Raw genomic sequence first — 19461 nt, 5'->3', positions numbered from 1 at the left:
TTCACTTTCCTATGCTCAGGGTCAGGCCGGCTTCGAGCATCCGGACGTATTCTTTGCGGCAGGCTTCCTGCATCAGCAGGGTGAGCCTGATTCTGGCTCTGGACATCGCCACATAAAGCAGGGAACGGGATTGCTCATCCAGTCGAACAATATCCGTCACGATGATCGCAGGTGCCTCCAGCCCCTTAAAGGCGTGCACACTGGCATACCGGACACGAGTAACAGGAACATCAGATTCGCGCAGGGGGATGTACCTGCCGGGCTGGTTTGCCGAGTTCTTGTGCGCACAGCTGCGGTCATCGGCATTCAGGGACAGAACTACGATTTCATTCACATGAAAGATCGTGCGCAGTTCGGCCACTGACTGATCCAGCTTCAGACACTGGTCTTCCGCATTACTCCAGAACAGAGGATCGACACTGCTTCCCTCCATTTCATGCAGGAACCGACTGTAACCGGGGGAGACATTGCAGGCAAGCGTCAGGGTCTCCACTATCGGGCCAGCATTTCGACAATTGACGCGCAAGCCAAAGCTGGCGTGATTAGGTGCACGCTGCCTGAGCACCGCAAGTGCCTCCGCCGAGGCGTCTTTTCCCCCATTTAAATAGATGGCCTGGCGTTCGAAATCGCCAAAGAGCACCCATTGCCCACCGGCCAATCCCCCCTTCACCAACAGATCCAGCACATCGAGATATTCATCAGCCAGGATGTCCTGTGCCTCATCCACCAAGAGCAGATCAAACTGGTGCCAGCCTTGGCCATCCGAAAGCAGACAATCAATCACATGAATGGGAAGTTTGTACCTCCAGAAATTCTGGTCGTTGCGAATGCAGGCGTAATCACCCGCCAGCTCGCGCAGCAAACCATGCAGATGGACACAACGCAGATGTCCTTTCTTGCCTTGCACCATGTCTTGGGACAACGGCTTCAGCCATTCACCGAGCAGTCTGTTGTAACAGAGAAGAAGAACGTTCTTCCCTTCAGTCACGGCACGTCTTGCCGCCTCGATGGCGAGCAGTGTCTTGCCCGTACCTGCCAATCCCTTGATGATCATTCGGGGGTTTTCCTGCACAGCATCCAGTGCGTCATATTGTTCCTCAGTCAGCCGCAAAAGAGATTCTTCGATACGTTGTATGTCACTGCGGGGCTGAACGACGCACTCGAAATTGCCACGCAGCAAGCCAGTCAGCCGGCGAACCTGCTCGACTGTCGGGCGACTTCGCTGTCGGTCATACCAGCCGCGTCCACCTGGTCCGGAGCCGATATGGCGGTGAGCCTTTTCAATGACACCAGAAATGATCTCCGAGATTGGCTTGCGTCCCAAGGTTCGAAGGTCAATCACCTGCCAAGGATGCCATTCGGGCGATTCTTCATTGAAACGAATGCGCGTGAAGGCAACAGCGGACCAATAGAGCAGGCCCGTCAGAGACGGATCTCGTTTCTGGATATAATCGCGCATAGAGTGCATGGCGCGCGATGCTTGCCGGAAGGGACCTTCGACGGATGTTCCGTAGGGATAGACCCACAGGCCATCTTTCCGGGAGACGTCACAGCCCTTCACCTCCAGACAGATAGCCCCCAGCCCCGGCGCGAGAATGACCATGTCAATCTCTCCTTCGGCCTTGGTCCGGTGTCGCCGCAACTCGAGAGAATGCAGGACGACCCAACCCTCGGTTCCGGGATCATCTCTGAGCTTGTTGAAGAGGATTGCTTCACCAGCCGGTGCATCGGATGGGATGTCCGGTGGGATCATCCTTGCCATCGCCCACCTCGCATGGGTCTCAGCTGCATGACGCAAGAAGACGGAACCCATGAACACCGGTCATCTACAGCCGCCACCTGGCTGATCCGAACGCTGATGCCGTTATCCAGGCCGAGGATTTGGCCTTCAGAAAGAGATGAATGCCGTTTCAGAGCATCCGCTATCTGTCTGGTCAGTTCCTGACGCAGGTTTGCACCGGCACGATGGCGAATGCCCCGAACCTCCTGGAGCGTCCTCCAGTGATTCTCGACAAACTCATCGAAATCCAGGGGGGTCGCGAGCATGCCCTGTCGGACCAGTACTGAAAGCAGCACCCGCAATTCATTTCGGCTTCCAGGACCATAGACCGATCCATTGGCCCAGTTGCGGATACTCTGAGCCAGTGACAAGCCACGAGCACCATCTGCCTGCATGATCGCGGCGAGCTGCTCGGGGCTACTTGTCAGCAGGAATCTCTCAAGCGCCGGTCGCCAGTCGCATGACTCTTCCAGCTTCTGGTCGAATCCAGCCCTTGCCGAAACCAGGTCGAGCAACTTTCCTGTGTCATTCGGCTGCATGACCACACAGTCACCTTCGCAGACTTCATCAACTGCGATACTTGCCAGATACTTTTCATCTTCGGTCGCGTCATCACGCCAGACAAGCAAGTGGTTTTCTGTCGGGACAAACAGTCCCTGTCCATCCATGAGCAGTACGTAACGCGATTTGACCTGATTCGGGGTGGGTGATCGTTGACCATCGTGTGACATATCCCAGAGAGCCTCGCTCATTTCCCTGTCGGTATCCTGATCATCGGCGCTTTCAAGAGCGGAGATGTCATTGCTGGAAAGAAGGATACGGCTTTTGGTCAGTCGGCCCCTGAAGATGGAACTGTCCGGTGGGGTGAGTCGGTCTCTAAGCGAAAATCGTTCTCCTGGGTATAGCAGCACTTCGATTTCCCGGATGCGGCCCATATGGAAAATCTCTGTGTGGATGCGGTTTGAAAGGTAGTGACACGTGCCCGGAATAATGAGCATGTCGAATACGTTTTCCAGAAGTTGCTTGCGGGATTCGATGACTGTGATACCGGAGGGTATTTCAGAAGCTCCTACTTCCGTCGCAGCTACTCCCGCTCTTCCTCCGCCAGTCATCACGACGAGAAGCCCAATTTTTTTGTTGTCTAAAATGCCGATCCCTCTTAAACGGTCAGTTATCCAGTGACTCTTCGGATTCTCCGGCCGGGACAGTAGCCGGTGAATGCTCCTTTCAAGGCTTGTCGCACCGTCGATAAGACTCGGGATGCATAAAGCAGCCTGCCTGAATGCATCAAGCTGTTCAGCAAGTGCAAGTTCGGTACTGTCAAATGGCAGAAGAGTAAACAGGATATGAGTACGCAATCGCCATAGTTTTCGCACGAGTTCTACCTGACTTGGATTGCGCCGGTCAAACTGGCCAAAAAGGTCTCGGCACGCATCCAGTACCCCAGAAATCGGGTGACAGGGAACATGAATTTTCCGGATGTTCAGAGCAGTGGCATTTCTGAACCGGTGAACAGTCTGCTGGAGAAGACTATACCCCATGTAAGTCATTCGTCAGGAAGGACAAAGGCTGCAAGCTCGACGCTTGGTGGGAAGCGAGCCGGTAGATCCTTCAGCATCTCGCATGAAGGGTGCCGTGCAGCATTTTGCGCTTCCAGCAACAGGTTATGGATCTCCGGAGAATACTCGCCTCGATCCAGCAATATCAGAATGTTGCCGGTGTTGATCTCCCTGATCTGATCAAATGCATTCTTTCCATCGAGAATGCTCACGGGCGCTACCAGATCTATTGGCTTGTGCGGCGAGGTGATGCGCAGCTTTGCCAAACTCCTTTCGTTGGAGCTGGACATACAAAGGACATCGTGGAAGTCTGAAAAGGGCGAGTCGCCCGCGGTCAAGCCTAGATTATCAATTGCGGTAGCGAATCTGGCCTGGCTGGTTACCACGCATGCTTCGGCACCTGCTGTCCATAACCACCGTGGGTTTGTTTTCAGGCCAAGACCTTGCTGGAAGCTCTGTGCGGAACCAATTGCGAGCATGCCTCGCTGGGTAGGAAGACATTCTTGGCTGAACAGGTATTGAGCGAATCTCTGCTTTGAGAAGTACCAGACAGCATTCACATCCCTCCGTCGCCCTTTCCTGATTCTTACTGGCACAAGATAATCACTCTGGTTTTCCAGAATTACGCCCTCGTATCGTGCTCTTTCGTTGGGGATACCCCAGAATATCGCGCTTCCTGCCGGCAGGTTCCTCAGATCCTCCCAAGTTAAACCACTGGTGAATTGCTGCGATCCGGCGAGAAGGCACCCCAGCGCTGCGAATGCGGCAGCAAGATCACGCGCTGGCAGCACTGCGACTGTGAGCAGACGTGCATTGTCAAGTTGCCACTTCCTGCACCACCAACCCAGCCATATCTCCGCTTTGGCCCAAGCCGGAATCGGTAACCTTCTTCCGTCATCGAGCAAGAAAATCTGATGGCGAATGCCCATGGATTCAGGAAAATCCATCGCTCCCTAGCGCTTAATGCCTGTTCTTTATATGTTATCCAGCAGGAGCGAAGCCCTCACTTTCCAGCCGCTCGCTTACCTTCATCAGGCAGGCTGCCTGTAATGGAGTCGGAATCCAGCCTGTCCTAGAGGCATTTCGGACCAGATCGGCTTCCTTTCCGTAAAGTGGCGAATTATGTCGCGCCCAACTGGCCAACTTTGTCCAATAACCGGTGCCGCGCTCAATTACCGCCGATACGGCATATATGCCCGAATCAAGCTTCCCCTGACAGGCTTTTTCCCTGCTGATATTTCTTGCCTCATCGGGCGATATGAGTTCCCTGGATAGTGCCTCGCACAATCTCACTGGTAAATCGAGCACCTTTTGCCAGCATTCCTTCTTCTTGCACCATTCCGTAATATTCATTTGGGCGATGGGAGGGCTGGTAATGGCATCAACAACTGCCTTTGCAATTTCCTCAAGCTGACCCTTCAGTGCATCGGTTAGTCCCTGCTGTGCCCATATGGTTTTGAAGTCAAGCGCGTACCCCGGCTTCTGCAATTCGATCATGCTTGCCAGCTTGGCAATCGAATAGGTGACGATATTTGCCCTGTATCCGCCTTCATACCAGCCAGCTGCACTGACAAGTTTCTCGACTGCTCTGAATAGGATGGCACGCGCGACCACCTCCTTGAAGTAGACGTCATTGTCGAAGACATGACCGTCTTCACCCCATGCCTTGCCGATATGCTCGGCAAAAGCAGTAAAGTTCTTCTGGGCTCCTGTGCTGACAACATGGGGAAGTTGTCGCCACGAGTTCTCGAATTTTGCTAGGTCAGTCTTGACGATTAGTTGTGAGCGAGGGTTTGTTCTCTGAAACTCCTTTTTCCGAGCTTGGGTCAGACTCGAGTGAGCATTCTGATACTGGCCACGCGCCCGCTCGTAGAACCAATATGTGTGATACTGCGCCCCTTCAGCCGCAGGCGCAGGAATACGACGAGAGAGGCGCTCCATAGCTCGATGATAAGGATGATTGGAAAAGAAATCGGCGTCACTGACCTTGTTTTGCTTGTTGGAGAACATCGCGATGCTCTGGATCATGTCGTCCAGCTTCTCGGTATCCCTAGCAGTCACCACTGACAGTTTCATCTGAACGTGAATCTCGCTCAGATCGGCATTCCCTTTCCGTCGTGCCACATACAACGAAGCTGTTGTCTGACCACCGTTCACGATCTGAAAGTACCTAGCCGAAACCAGTCTGTGCCCTTGCGCAGTTTCTACTATCTCTGCAGAAGTAGCTGTTGCAGATATTCCGTTGTTATAAACAAAGAACCGTTCGGGCTCCTTCAGGATAGTGCCCTGAATTCCCTTGTTGATTTTGCCAGTAGCACTAAGAAAGGACCTGACATTGCCCTCCAGCAATTTGCTACCGTAGTTGTCATAAAGTTCGGCCAGCGCATTACCTGGGATCACTGCAAGATAACCTTGATAGTCTTCTCCCTTGCTTGCCGGAAGACAGGGAAGCCCCCCTGGTACGAACTCCGTAAAATCGATCTCAAGCTCCTCAGTCCCAAAAGTGGACAAGGATACAGTGTGGAGCCTGCCGATGTCCCAGATATGATATTCAACAGGTAGACCATCGATTTCGCCTTGAGTGAGATCTTTCAATCGGCCACTCAGGTGTGCATCAGTAAACAGGTAGAATCTGTAACGCGTCAGCGCCGGGTGCTTGTCGGAAAGCATGCCTGCGAGTTCCAGGCCATCTTCCATGCCGGAAGGAGTGTTGCTCCAGATTCGACCGGATAAGGAATCCTCAACAAAAGCCTGTAACTGACCGAACAGGGATTCTGCCCGAGTACGAGTAATTACTTCCCGCTGAATACCGCCAGAAAAATCCGCAACAACAAGTCGGACGGAATCATCCGATTCATCAAACTCATAGCCGTCGACTCTTAATTTGCGGTTCTTAGATCCAGTACCAAAAAAATGGCTGGGAATGAAATCATGGAATTCCTCTGCCTGAGTCAGGCGTTCGCCAACCTCACAGACGAAGGCGAAGCATCGATCTGCCTCCGTCGGCTCGTCAGGCAAACGAACCTGTATCGCGCTCAGCAGATCTTCGCTGAAATCGTCCAGGTCCATTCTCTCCCCCATATTTGTTAACTAGTCCCCACCAAATTCATGTACATGTATGTTACATAATTATTCTAGATGAGTATTCTCGCCACATGATGGCAACTCATATCCCTTCTCAACCGGCCTTTGTGTTCCAACTGTGGAACATCGAAGGCAAGAATTTAGCGGTTGAGTGCGTCAAGATCGTATAAATTCCGAGGGCGAACTCCGGCTCGGTTGTACGCTGGTTTACACGAGCAGTGGCGCCAAATCGGCGTTGCTCGACAGGTTTTCATCATGTGCTTGGGCAAATAGCGGTGTTGCAACTGCCACTCTTCAATTCTGCTCCAATCGAAAATAGTTGAACCGGAGCAGCGGTTCAACTATTCCGTGAGCACCGCCCTGATCAGGCTGCCGATTCCGGCCTCATTCGCGAAGATGCCAATCACGTTGACCCGCCGCCGCAATTCCTGTTTTAAGTCGCTTCAGGATATTCGTGGAGTGAATCTTGATCATGTGAGCGCCCGGGAACTCCAGAGGGGGCAGCACATCGGTTTCCACCTGATCCATCAGGTCCGCAGCTTTCGGGAAAAGAGGACGCAGTTGATCCGCGAGCTGTCCGTGCCAGTCGAGTCCTCTCCATGGTGGGCCGGACGAACACCTCGTGCACCAAGGTGCCGACCAGCGATTGGATTACTTTGGACAAACAGGCCAAGCGGTTGCACAGGAAGTAGACCCGCCGTGTGACCTAACCACTCCAGATATGCATGCTGCCTTCTCGTTCTTTCATCGATGTCTCCCGGGTCAAATTGAAAGTCGCAATCTCAACCTTACCGGAATTTGATGGCCACCCATCTTGTGCTCACAATTTATACTGCCTCAGTGGGCTCTCCGCTTGGGGGCAGCGAGAATTTGCGTAACTCGGTTAGGCACGACGTTCTGCCAACGGAAAGCCGGGGTAAAATTCTATAAAAATAGGCGGAGTTTCACACAGCAAGGGACGGGGGTTAAACCCCTGCATCGCCCATCATCATTAAGGGATGATTAACCAAAATCACCGAGCTCTCGCATTTTTAGTCCTCCGTTGGCTCGAGATTCTTGCAACAAAAACGAAATAAGAAAAACTTAACGATGCCAGTAAATCGCATACCTGTTGTTGACCTGTTTGCCGGTCCCGGAGGATTGAGCGAAGGTTTTTCGTCCTTAACTGACGCGGGTGGAGAGCCGTTATTCGATGTTCGAGTTTCGATCGAAAAGGATCCACACGCCTTTGAAACACTCAAACTGCGTTCCTTTTTCAGGGCCTTTCCGAGCGGATCGGTTCCAGACTGTTATTACGATTACATCAGGGGAAGCATAGGAAAAGAGGATCTGAGCACCAATAAATTGGTCAAGGAGGAATGGCTGCGGTCCGGGTATGAGGCTCGCTGTGCCACGTTGGGAGAAATCTCTCCTAAGATTGTCAACGATTGGATTCGGGAAGCGATTGGCAACCAAGATCCATGGGTGCTGATCGGTGGTCCGCCCTGCCAAGCATATTCCGTGGTTGGGCGTGCTCGCATGCGCAGGGGAGATCCTCATGCATTCGAAAACGACAAGCGCCATTTTCTGTATCAGGAGTACCTCAGAATCATAAAGGAGTTCAAACCAGCCGTTTTCGTTATGGAAAACGTCAAAGGGATTCTCTCATCAAAGCACGGGGGCTCGCCGATATTCGACAGGATTCTTGATGACCTGTCCCATCCAGAAAAGGATCTCGAATACGAAATCCGGTCTTTCGTACGGGAAAATGGTAACAGCAAACCAAGCGACTTTGTTATCGAAGCTGAATGGTACGGAATCCCCCAAAGGAGGCATCGGGTCGTTCTCTTCGGGGTGCGTCAGGATTATGCTGCAAGACAACATCACCCTCTGGTTAGGCGTACTGCTGTTGTTCCTATCGAAGCTGCCTTATCCGGCATGCCCGAGATCCGAAGCCGTTTGTCGATCAGATCTCGCAAGACCGATTCATTCGAGAACTGGCTTCAGACTCTCAAGGACGCACCCAGCACTTTAGAACGATGGCAAGACCCGCGTCGATCCGAGATTGAGGAGCTTATGGTCGAGGCCATTCAACAGGCCCAATTCATCGAATCCAGCGGTGCTGGATTTATTGAAAACTCGGCATGGTCGGACCGACATATGCCTGCGGAGCTAAGTCATCTGATTAGGGATTCGCGATTGGGCGGGGTATGTCAGCATGAAGCCCGAAGCCACATGCCAAGTGACTTGCATCGTTACCTGTTTGCGGCCTGCTATGCAGAAATCCACAAAAAATCCCCTACACTTGCTCAATTCCCTTTAGATCTATGGCCGGAACACAAAAACGTCAACGCGGAAGAGGTTCCCTTTGACGATCGGTTCCGAGTCCAGTGTCGGGGAATACCGGCCACGACCGTAGTGTCCCATATTGCAAAGGATGGGCATTACTACATTCACCCTGACCCATGCCAGTGCCGCAGCTTGACTATACGCGAAGCTGCTCGATTGCAAACTTTTCCAGACAATTATTTCTTCGAAGGCCCAAAGAAACATCAGTACACTCAGGTTGGCAATGCGGTACCACCGTATCTTGCGAAACAGATAGCCGATGTCGTCGCTGGATTTCTCGCCGCCCCAGCGAAAAAGGACATTACAGCAGCCCCTGTGCTCCATCGATCGAGAAGTATCAGAGAGGAGTGCCTGGCAATTCCCTGAACGATTCGTTGCCCAGAATCCACGCTTTCAGTTCGTCACCAAGTTGCAAGACATGTTCTTTCGACTTGGTAACACATTCCCAGATGATGAGAACCCTCCAGCCATTGTTGAGCAAACATCCAATGTTCTGCCGATCGCGCTCAAGATTGCCACTCAGCTTTTCTCGCCAGAACTGTTCATTTGATGCTGGCATTTTCGATAATTTACAGCCCGGATGCTGATGCCAAAAGCATCCATGGACGAAGATTACAGCTTTATACTTTGGCAACACAACGTCAGGACTACCGGGCAGATCGCGCCTATGCAAGCGAAACCTGAAGCCGTTGAGGTGCAACAAAGATCGGATAAGCCTCTCTGGTCGGGTATTCTTGCCCTTGATGCCTGACATCATCCGGCTTCGAGCTTGTGGTGAGACAATATCCATCGACTAGGTGTTTACCGAATAATTGTCCTGTCTTAGTAGGAGCGCATTAAGCGGCTGAAAATTTCTTTCCTTATCATCAGGCTTAGACCCTCGGATCTATCAAGGAATTATGCTCGAAAGTTGTGGATGGGGTGTGAGGTCGGCGGCGTATTCTTGATGGTCTTCGAGGTCATCAATTCCTACAAGAGGAGCGAATACGCCATGAGTGAAGATAAGATCATTCCGCTGAAGAATCCAGGGGCACCGACGCCGGTGCCGGATGCCTTGACGGAGTTGTTACGGGAAGGCGCCCGGCGAATGTTGGCGGCGGCGATCGAAGCGGAGGTGGCGGCCTTCCTGGAGCGATCCAAGAATGACCGCCAAAAGCAACGCTAACCACCAGGGCAGCATCGCGGCCAACTCCACCAAATCGTCAAAAGTACTATTACGGCGCCGTCCCGCATTGTTGACTCCATTTTCCTTGAAGAATGAGTTGTTGATGTTTCTTTCAGGGAATTTTAGTCGTTTCCGGATGCAGCGATCGTGTGACGGTTTCAATCAGTCACTGAGTAAGCTGCCGGCAGATAGCAAGTTTCACGGAAGGCGTCAAAGACAATGAAGATCAGGGATTGTCATTGCATTGGATGCAGCTGAAATCTTGTCCTCCTTAAAATTGAATATAGCTTCGAAATGCCTGCGAACGGCAAGGCGGGTCTTGGAGTTTTCACCATGAAGCTTCCGATCTTTGGATGGTTCATGCACCGGTCGCCAGCAGCCCCGGCTGCGCTGTCGCCCGAACCAACTGATTGCCGGCCAGCCGGCGCTTTGCCGGTTTTGTCTCCCCAGGAACTGCTGCTCAGTCGCCGACAGCATGTCAACCTTATCGAGGAGTTGGCGGGAGCAACTCGGCATCATTTCCAAGCCTATTACGTCGCTGCCATTAGCCGATTTGCCGAATTCGTACAGCAGCTTCCCGCCTCGGAAGCTCACCATCATGCCTATGCCGGCGGCATGCTCGATCATGGATTGGAGGTCGCTACGATCGCGCTAAAACTGCGGCAAGCCTACCTGTTGCCGCCCGGCGCTGTGCCGGAGGAGATAAACCACAAGCGCGATCTTTGGACCTATGCCGTTTTTACGGCGGCCTTGCTGCACGACTTGGCGAAGCCGGCCGTCGATCAGGTCGTTACGGTGTTCGACGAACGCGGCAAAGACTTCGGGCAGTGGGATCCCTGGATAGGCAGTCTGACGGACGATCCCCGTGCTCGGTGGTATCGCACGGAATTCGTACCGAAGCGGCAGTACCGATTACATGAAAAAGCTTCGCTGCTATTGGTGAACCGAATCATTCCCGCCGAAGGCTTGGCTTGGCTCGCTGGCGACCGGGAGGCGTTTTCGGCCTGGCTTTCCTGCATAGGAGGAGACATAGCGGAAGCCGGAGTGACCGGCGAGATTGTCAATAAGGCCGATGGTGAATCGGTGGAGCGGAACCTGGGGGCGGAGCCGGGGCAGCGAGTAACGTCCAGCTCCGTCGTTCCGTTGCATGAAAAGCTGCTCACCGCCTTGAGGTTCTTAATCGAGGAAAAGGAGCTGCCGCTCAACCGAAACGGCGCAGCCGGATGGCGAGTCGGTGACGATCTCTGGATGGTCAGCAAGCGCGCCGTCGATGCCATACGTTTGCATCTCATGCAATCCGGACACGCCGGCATTCCGACTCAGAACGACCGTATCTTCGATGTGTTGCAGGAACACGGCGTTCTGCTGACGTGCAATGATCGCGCGGTTTGGCGTGCGATGGTCAACGGCGATGATTGGGGCCACGAGCTGACGCTGATTCGAATTCCGGTTTCCCGGCTTTGGCCGAGTCGGGATCGCTGGCCCGACGAATTCCCGGGTACCGTCAACCCGGTTTCCCCGCCTCAATGCCAGGCGCCGGTGCAGGTGGATAAAACGCTGGAAGGCACGGTTTCCGGCGAGCCTCGATCCACTCCAACGCCGGAGATTCTGAAATCCGTGACTACCCAGATGAATGCCAGCCCCAACCCATCCGGCTGTTCAGCCGATCACGAGAACTTTGAGGTAAAGTCACCTTTGTCTTCCACTTCACCCGATGATCTCGGTGAAGCCTTTCTATCCTGGCTCGTTGTGGGAATTGCCAGCAAAAAACTGGATTACAACAATCCGGGTACCCGGATTCATGTCGTACCGGAAGGCGTGTTGCTGGTCAGCCCCGGTTTATTTCAGGATTTCGCCAAAGAGCCCGATGCATCCGATGGCTCCTGGGACAAAGTGCAGAAGCGTTTCCTGAAGCTGGGCTTGCACGAACGGACCGCGAACGGCATGAACGTCCACCGCTATATCGTGACCGGACAGAACCGTTCGACGGCGATCAACGGGATTCTGGTGCGGGACGTGGGACGAATCTTCAGGACCACCAATCCCCAGCCGAACCCGCATTTACGGCGAGCGTCTTAATGAATCTACTGTTTGGATTGAATGATCCGCGGTCGATTTGCGCTGATCAGTTCGTCGGACATCCTCGCCGAGTTTTTCCGCCTGGAGGAACGTCATATCACCGATCTTCTCCGGCTCTTCCTCCTGCACGCGGGGGCGGAGCAGGAAGTACACGTTGCCCTCGTCGAGTACGGTCGACTTGCACCCCTGTCATAAGCCCCTCCGGAATTTGATATATCGCAACTCATTGGGCCGGATGATAGGGCCGGTGTTGCTAGTAGGTCCGCAAACGAAATCGTACCGCTTCAAGCCGGTCTAATATTGTACCGACCGAATTCGGCCTATCTCGAACGCAACGATGATGCCTACTCTGGTTCTGGTGGCGCTCACCGTGTTCTTCTTGGCCGGCTGCGATTCCCTTCCGCGCGACAGTGCCGGGGCGCTAAACCGCGTGCGCGGTGGCGAATTGCGTGTCGGCGTGGCGGACAACCCACCCTGGGTACGCTTCGAGGGCGGCCGCGTCACGGGACTCGAACCCGAGCTGATCGAGGCTTGGGCGAAAGGCCTCGGTGCCCCCGTGACCTGGCGGAGCGGCGCAGAAGCGGAACTCATTGAAGCGCTGCATCGCCGAGAGATCGATGTACTGGCGGCGGGGCTCGACAGCGAGACGCCTTACAAATCCAAGCTCGGTCTTACGCAGCCTTACATTGAGATCGAGGATCGATACGGAACCGAGAAGAAACACGTGCTCGCCGTGACGCCGGGCGAGAGCGCGCTGCTTTTTTCGCTGGACCGATTCCTTGCCGCCCAGGACAAAGCCATGTTGCGACGCCGTGCTCAGCAGGCGCAGCAGGAGAACGCGCAGCCATGAGGCCCCTCGATGCTTTTGACCTGCCGCCCGAAAAGGAACGCGACCTAAAAAAGGCGCGGCGGTTGGAAACGTGGACATTGATCTATATCGCCTCGTCCACGACCTTTCTCGGTCTCACCATGGGCACCTCGCAAGCCATGCGGACGAGCTTCTTTGAAGACGCGTTTTCATCGGTGCCGGCGATCGCCTTTCTCGTCTGCACGCGCATCGCGCGCCGCAGAGCGAACGAGGATTTCCCTTACGGTTACCATGGCGTCGTCTCGATCGGCTATCTCACCGCCTCGCTCTCGCTCGTCGGTCTGGGCGGGTTTTTGCTGGTTGAAGCCGTGACCAAGCTGATCGCTGTCGAACGCACGACGATCGGCGGGATGACGCTTTTCGGCCATACGCTCTGGGCCGGCTGGCCTATGCTCGCGGCAATCGCTTACACGGCGATACCGAGCGTCTTTTTCGGTCGCGCGAAACTCAAGCTCGCACCCCAAATCCATGACAAAATCCTTTACGCCGACGCGAAGATGATGAAGGCCGACTGGATGGCGGAGACGGCGACGGCCGTCGGCGTACTCGGTGTCGGCCTCGGTCTGTGGTGGCTCGATCCGGTGGCAGCCGCGCTGGTTTCCGCCGATATTCTCAAGGACGGCGTGGTCAACGTGTACGTGGCCGTACACGACCTCATGGAGCGCCGCCCGATGAAAACCGATCGCTCGGGTCCGGAGCCGCTCCCCGATGAGTTGCGCGCACGCATCGAAAGGCTCGACTGGGTCGCCGGCGCCACGGTCAGGCTGCGCGAAGTCGGGCACGTATTCTTCGGCGAAGTGTTCGTGACGCCGCGCGGTTCGCCCGAGGACTTGCCCGCGAAGATTCGTCACGCTGTGGCGGATGCGAAGTCGATCAACTGGCGGCTCCACGACGTGACAATCACGGTGCTGGACCGGCCGCCTGAGTGAGCCTGACGCTTGCCGGAGGAGGAGATTGCATGTCGAGGGCAGCGCCACTTTCGGAATTTCGGCGCCCTCGCGCAATTTTCGCCCATCCTAGAAATCTAGGATGCGGCCAGCCAGATACGTAGGTCGGCAATCCCTTGCCGACAAAGCCCTTCGCCGAGCCGATACGTCGGCAAGGGATTGCCGACCTACGTTCTCCCCTCCTGGCACGAATCCGTACACCGGGATGGAAAACGCTCTAAGTACATTCAGGGAAGTCTTGCGGCATAGGCAACCTGCAGGACAACCCCGCCAATCAAGCCAAACAGTCGAGATTCCGCAAGTATTTGCGGAATGTACTTAGGTGCGGCCAGCCGGCTTATGTCCGTCTGCTGTTGTTTTTCCGAGATGATCAGATCAAATCAAGTCATGCTCGACGGCATACCGGATCAGGTCGGCGTTATTTTTGACGCTGAGTTTCCGCATCAGGCGCGTTTTGTGGGTGCTGACGGTTTTTTCGCTGAGGGATAACGCGTCGGCGATGTCCTGAACTCGCTTGCCCGAAGCGAAAAGACGGAGAATCTGCCGCTCTCGCTGCGAAAGTGCCGCGTGAGGAAATTGGTCCGGCACCATAGTGAAAACGATTTTTTCAGCCAGCGAAGACTCTATGAAGCGTTGACCGCTCGCTACTCTTCTTATGCCGGCAACCAAGATGCCCGGTTCGCAGTCCTTGGTGATGTAACCCGCGGCGCCGGCTTTGATCGCTTCTGCGGCGATCTGTTCCGAGGTATGCATGGTCAGGATCAGTATGGGAAGCGATGGTCTGATCTGCTGGACGCGTCTAATCAAGTCGACGCCTTGAGTGCCCGGCATGGACAAGTCCAAAACCAGAACGTCGATATCGGTACAGCGGCACTTGTCCAAGACTTCGGACGCATCCGCGGCTTCATCCACGACCGAGAAATTGACGGTTGAAGACAAAATATGAGTTATTCCATGGCGAATGATAGGGTGGTCGTCGGCTACCAGGATCTTGATCATCAATCATTCCGATTTTCAAAAAGGAGAACTTCTAGGAGGAAGCCGAATCGCAAGCCGGGTGCCTTTCCCGGGTGTACTATGGATGTCGAACTTGCCGCCCAATGCCGACACCCGTTCCCGTATTCCCAAAAGGCCAAAGGACTTGGGTTTGTGCTCGGCCGTCACATCGAAGCCGCAGCCGTCATCCTGTATTTCGACGCGAATATGATCATTCCGGGAAACCAGGAGTACGGAAGCGTGGCGGGCATTGGCATGCTTTGCCACATTGTTCAGCGATTCCTGGGCGATACGGAATATCGCGATAGCCAGTTGTTCATCAAGGACGATATCGCTCATTGTGGTTAAGACACATGGGATACCGGTGCGGGTCTCAAACTCTTTGACCAGCCATTCCAACGCGGCTGCAATGCCGAAGTCGAGTGCGCTGGGGCGCAAATCGGTCGATATGTTGCGTACGACCTGAACCGCTCTATTTACCAAGACGCCCAAGGCCTGGATCTTTTTTGCCAATTCGGAGTGGTTTTGAAGAAAGTTCATTCGTATGAAGGAAATATCCATCTTCATGGCCGTCAGGATCTGGCCCAGTTCGTCATGGATTTCCCGAGCGATCCGTTTTTTCTCTTCTTCCCTCAAATTTTCCCTGTGAGCGGCCAGGCGTTGCAAAAGTCGCCGGGAGTCGCGGATTTCTTGCTCCCGTTCCCGCAGCATGAATTCTGTTTTCTTGAGGACCGTGATGTCTCGGCAGTTCAACAGCACGCTGTGCACTGTGCCATCTGGCGAGAGCTCAGGTACATGGCGGGACTGAAAGTGCTGTTCGCCGTCAGGGGACGGCAGGACGAACTCGGCGATTTGTTCCTTACCGCTGGCGAAAACGTTTTTTAGCGGCGACTGTAGGCATCTCACCAGATCGTCAGGTAATTCGAGGTCTTGATACGTCTTGCCCGGAAAGCTCGACGCCGGTCGGCCCAGAACGCGTTCTATGGCCGGGTTGACATAAATAAAGCGCAGAGCTCGATCGAAGCGAGCGATGATATCCGGCGAATTTTCCACGAGTGCCCGGAATTCTCGCTCGCGCCTATCCAATTCGCTTTTTAGGTACGCTCTCTCGGTAATGTCCCGTGCAATGATCAGGAAATGCCGCTCGTCCTTCGATTCGAGTTCGTCGATGGCCATTTCAACCGGAAAGAAGGTGCCGTCCTTACGCTTGCCTTGCCAAGAGCGGAATCCGGAGCCGTGAGCTTTGCGCATCTCGGAATTCCGATGATTTTGGATAGGAGCGTAGTGTTTTTCGGCCTGTGTTTCCGACATCAGTTGATCGGTGCTGAGCGGCAGCACTTCGTTCAATCCGTAACCGAACATCCGGGTTGCAGCCGGATTGAGGATCTCGATTCGTCCGTACCGGTCGGTGACGATCACTCCTGATGGCACACGGTCCAGAATTTCGTGTAAATAGAGCTCGGCTCGCAGCAAGCGTTTCGACAGTAGCCGCATCCGATGTCCGAATAGAGCGAAGAGCCCTAAAGTGGCTATGACGAGAGTGAGATTCACTTGAGGATTGACTGGAGAAAGCGAGTTTCAGGCATGTTCGGAGTTATAGCTCGCGTTTGCTTGCTTGCGATAGGCGATGGAGAAACGTCTGTGGACGTTGATGGATTGCCATACGGTCGAATATCGGCCGTCAGGCCGACGCGGTCAGCGGCGACAGCGATTTCGGAACCGTAAACTCGAGCGTTTTGCCGGTCCGCAGCATCGCTTCGACTTCATCGGCGGGCGTCGGTTTACTGAAGTAATACCCCTGTATTTCGTCGCAATGGCGGGTCTTCAGGAACTCGGCTTGTTCCGGCGTTTCGACACCTTCTCCGATCACCCCGAGATTGAGGCTATGGGCCAGAACGATGATGGCTTCGACGATGCGTGCATCATCGGGATCCTTGGCTAGATCGCGTATGAAAGACCGGTCTATCTTGAGATAGTCCAGCGGAAACTGTTTCAGATAGCTCAAGGAGGAGTAGCCCGTTCCGAAGTCGTCGACCGCCAGCGAGATACCGAGTTGCTTCAACCGGCCCAGCACATCGGCCGCTATGGACCGGTCGCGCATCAGCATGCTTTCTGTGATTTCCAGTTCTAGGGTCTGCGGCGGAAGACCCGTTTGTTCGACGACGGCGGTAACGACCTCGACCAGATCCGGCTGTGCGAATTGGCGTGCCGATAGATTGACGGCCATTCGGTTGAAGGCTAGCCCTTTATCGCGCCATACTTTTGCTTGCGCGCAGGCAGTGCGGAAAACCCATTCGCCGATCTGAGCGATCAGACCGGTTTCCTCCGCGATCGGGATGAATTTGGCCGGTGCAATGAAGCCTTTTTGGGGATGCTGCCAACGTATCAGCGCTTCGACACCGCAGATTCGACCGGTGACAAGACTGACTCTGGGCTGATAATGCAAGGTGAATTCGCTTCGGTCCAAAGCCGTGCGCAGGTCGTTGACGATGTCCAGTCTTTCCCGAAGACAAGCGCCCATTTCGGCAGTGTAGAACCGGAACTTGCTCCGTCCTTCGTCCTTAGCCTTATACATGGACATGTCGGCATTGCGCAACAGTCCGTGAACATCGTCGCCGTCGCCGGGATAAACGGTAATACCGATGCTGGCGCTGATAAGAATATGGTGGTGCTCGATCCTGCAGGGCTGCGCAATGGCGTCCAGCAGTAATTGCGCCTTTTGCGCCGCGCACGAGGAATCGGTGATGTAGGGCAGGAGTACCGCGAATTCGTCGCCGCCCAGCCGCGCTACGGTATCTTCCTCGCGCAGGGCTTCTCTAAGGCGGCCTCCGATCAGCTTTACCAACTCGTCGCCGAAATCGTGTCCCAAGGTATCGTTCACATCCTTGAAATTGTCCAGATCGACCAAAAGCACTGCGACCAAGCTGCCATTGCGGAATGCTCTCAGCATCGCCTGCTCCAGCCGCTCGCGAAACAGGAAACGATTGGGCAATGCGGTTAGAGGATCGTGGGTGGCCTGAAATTTCAGCATCGTCTCGTACTGTTTCTGATCGGCGATGTCGCGAGCCACCGTCGACCAGTAAGCGACCCGCCCGTCGTTCCCCTTGTGGGCTATGATGACCTGGGAGAGCGGGATTTTGTTGCCGAACCGGTTGACCAGTTCCGTTTCGCCCCGCCAGACGCCGCTCTTCTCCGCCTCCGCAAGTCCTCCCCTCAGTAACGTATTGAATACTTGAGGCGGGTGAAACTGTTCGATATGCAGGGCGGAGATGTCTTCCTCCCGGCCGAGTCCCAGCATCGCGCGTCCGGCCTGATTGATGTAGATCGGTTTGTAGTCGGCGTTGACGATACCGATAAGATCCGAGGTCCCTTCCAGAATGGCCACGAGTCGGTCTCGCTCCTCCTCGCGTTGTTTTCGTTCGGTGATGTCGCGTACGGCGACGATGGTCATCAATCCTTGTTCGGTATGCAATGGACCGAGCGTTACTTCGGCGGGAAAATCGGATCCGTCGTTGCGGCGTCCCCATACTTCCCGTCCTACCGATAAGGTTTGCTTTTCCTCGCGATGAGTGTGCCATCGCGCTGAGTGCTTTGCCCGGCAAATCTCAGGAATCAATGTTTCTATCGACCGGCCGATGAGTTCCGCTCGCGGACAGGCGAAAATGGCCTCCGCTTTGGCGTTGGCCATGGCGATGCGACATGCGCTGTCGGCCAGCAAAACCCCGTCCGGCTCGAATTCCAGCAGATCCTGAAAACGTGCCTCGCTTTTCCGAAGCGCCTCGCGGGAGGCCTGGAGCCGCAGATAAGGTTCGTGCACGCCTTCGACGAAGATTCCCCGGTAAACGAGAAAATAGGCGATCGCTTTGTAAACATGACCGACAAAATTGCACAGATCGTCGACCGCCCGATATCGCGAGAAACACAACTCGCTCAAGGCCGTAACCGCCGAGGCGCCCATCAAATACGCCAGAACCCGGGGCTGCGGTCGGCGCAAGCGATAGAGCAGAACGAGAGTGACAGTGAAATAGATGAGCGTCAGCGCATATTCCGCCTTCATTTTGAAAGGCGTTAAGCCTTGTCCTGACAGAAACGTCCGCGGCCAAAAATCTTCCCGGAATAGGCCAAGCCAAACGATGAGCGAAGCGAACGCCAGGCATCCGGCCAGTATGGCGCATCGAAATGAAAGCCGCTTCATCGGGCGCCAAGGCAGCAAGCCGGCGGCCAGGAACGTAACGGCAGCCAGGTAGCGTGCGGACAGCCAGAAATTGATGGCTTTTTCCGGGCTGCTCGGCGTAATGAAATTCGGCATTCCCGGAAACGACAGTACGTGCATCAGGTCGAGCAAACCGACGGTCAGAAAGCCGCAGGCGAGGATCGGCAAGGTCAACGGACGATTCTCCTCGTAGGCGTTCCAGCCGATGCCGAATACCATTGCGGCGATCACGATGGCGGGAATCTCCACAAGCGTGTGAAGAGCGGAATAATCGGCGAAACGGACGCCGTGTTCCTGTACGCACAGCCAGAGTCCGAAGGAAAACAGGCCGAGAGGAAGGAGCAGCAATACAATCTGCCTTACCGTCTTCTCCGTATCGGTACCGAATACGAATACCGAGTGCCCGGACCGATCAAAGTCTATGTCTGTCATAACTTCCGTT

Annotated in this window: 13 protein-coding genes; 5 read left to right on the top strand and 8 right to left on the bottom strand. The window is 54.6% G+C overall.

Annotated elements, in window-relative coordinates; translation table 11 throughout:
• Window position 1 precedes the first annotated feature (1 nt).
• From ACWJJK_RS18945 to ACWJJK_RS18930, 4 genes are read right to left on the bottom strand one after another with little or no spacing between them, the layout of a single operon-like run.
• Window positions 2-1762 (bottom strand): ATP-binding domain-containing protein, encoded by a 1761-nt coding sequence (locus tag ACWJJK_RS18945; protein WP_434111470.1) that lies wholly within the window; start codon window positions 1760-1762, stop codon window positions 2-4.
• The gene (locus ACWJJK_RS18940) at window positions 1750-3321 is read right to left on the bottom strand and encodes a Rossmann-fold NAD(P)-binding domain-containing protein (RefSeq protein WP_156879714.1); all 1572 of its coding nucleotides are present in this window, start codon (window positions 3319-3321) and stop codon (window positions 1750-1752) included. Before ACWJJK_RS18940 ends, ACWJJK_RS18945 begins: the two co-directional genes overlap by 13 nt.
• 5 nt (window positions 3322-3326) lie before the next feature.
• Entirely contained in the window at window positions 3327-4286 is a 960-nt protein-coding gene (locus tag ACWJJK_RS18935; RefSeq protein ID WP_156879713.1) for a hypothetical protein, read from the bottom strand.
• Between the two features lie 34 nt (window positions 4287-4320).
• Window positions 4321-6408 carry an AIPR family protein gene (locus ACWJJK_RS18930; protein WP_434111472.1) on the bottom strand — a complete coding sequence of 696 codons (2088 nt, stop codon included), beginning with the start codon at window positions 6406-6408 and terminating at the stop codon, window positions 4321-4323.
• 1071 nt (window positions 6409-7479) lie between these two features.
• Between ACWJJK_RS18930 and ACWJJK_RS18925 the strand changes: the two genes are divergently transcribed.
• Window positions 7480-9117, top strand: coding sequence for a DNA (cytosine-5-)-methyltransferase (locus ACWJJK_RS18925; RefSeq protein ID WP_434111474.1), 1638 nt, complete (start codon window positions 7480-7482; stop codon window positions 9115-9117).
• On the opposite strand, the gene ACWJJK_RS18920 is transcribed toward ACWJJK_RS18925, so the two are convergent.
• The gene (locus ACWJJK_RS18920) at window positions 9089-9541 is read right to left on the bottom strand and encodes a very short patch repair endonuclease (protein WP_077731979.1); all 453 of its coding nucleotides are present in this window, start codon (window positions 9539-9541) and stop codon (window positions 9089-9091) included. The two genes, ACWJJK_RS18925 and ACWJJK_RS18920, sit on opposite strands and share 29 nt — an antisense overlap.
• A gap of 126 nt (window positions 9542-9667) precedes the next feature.
• Here ACWJJK_RS18920 and ACWJJK_RS18915 point away from each other — a divergent pair, with 126 nt between their 5' ends.
• From ACWJJK_RS18915 to ACWJJK_RS18900, 4 genes are all read left to right on the top strand, one after another.
• Window positions 9668-9916, top strand: coding sequence for a hypothetical protein (locus ACWJJK_RS18915; protein WP_156879710.1), 249 nt, complete (start codon window positions 9668-9670; stop codon window positions 9914-9916).
• A gap of 333 nt (window positions 9917-10249) precedes the next feature.
• Entirely contained in the window at window positions 10250-11995 is a 1746-nt protein-coding gene (gene mobH / locus ACWJJK_RS18910) for a MobH family relaxase (RefSeq protein ID WP_454128378.1), read from the top strand.
• Between the two features lie 337 nt (window positions 11996-12332).
• Window positions 12333-12845, top strand: coding sequence for a transporter substrate-binding domain-containing protein (locus tag ACWJJK_RS18905; protein ID WP_077732402.1), 513 nt, complete (start codon window positions 12333-12335; stop codon window positions 12843-12845).
• Complete coding sequence (locus tag ACWJJK_RS18900) at window positions 12842-13792, top strand: cation transporter (protein WP_156879708.1); 951 nt, start codon at window positions 12842-12844, stop codon at window positions 13790-13792. The genes ACWJJK_RS18905 and ACWJJK_RS18900 overlap by 4 nt, the downstream gene beginning before the upstream one ends.
• A 393-nt stretch (window positions 13793-14185) precedes the next feature.
• Here ACWJJK_RS18900 and ACWJJK_RS18895 read toward each other — a convergent pair whose 3' ends face one another.
• The 3 genes from ACWJJK_RS18895 to ACWJJK_RS18885 form a co-directional block, all read right to left on the bottom strand.
• Window positions 14186-14809: a response regulator gene (locus ACWJJK_RS18895; RefSeq protein ID WP_077732404.1), complete on the bottom strand. Its 624-nt coding sequence runs from the start codon at window positions 14807-14809 to the stop codon at window positions 14186-14188.
• A gap of 15 nt (window positions 14810-14824) precedes the next feature.
• Window positions 14825-16300: a PAS domain-containing sensor histidine kinase gene (locus ACWJJK_RS18890; protein WP_454128377.1), complete on the bottom strand. Its 1476-nt coding sequence runs from the start codon at window positions 16298-16300 to the stop codon at window positions 14825-14827.
• Between the two features lie 187 nt (window positions 16301-16487).
• Window positions 16488-19451, bottom strand: a complete 2964-nt coding sequence (locus ACWJJK_RS18885; protein WP_454128376.1) for a bifunctional diguanylate cyclase/phosphodiesterase — start codon at window positions 19449-19451, stop codon at window positions 16488-16490.
• Between the last annotated feature and the right edge of the window lie 10 nt (window positions 19452-19461).

The organism is Methylocaldum gracile, assembly GCF_053646815.1.
Note: the sequence above shows the minus strand (reverse complement) of the source record. Positions and strands in the feature narration are given on the sequence as shown.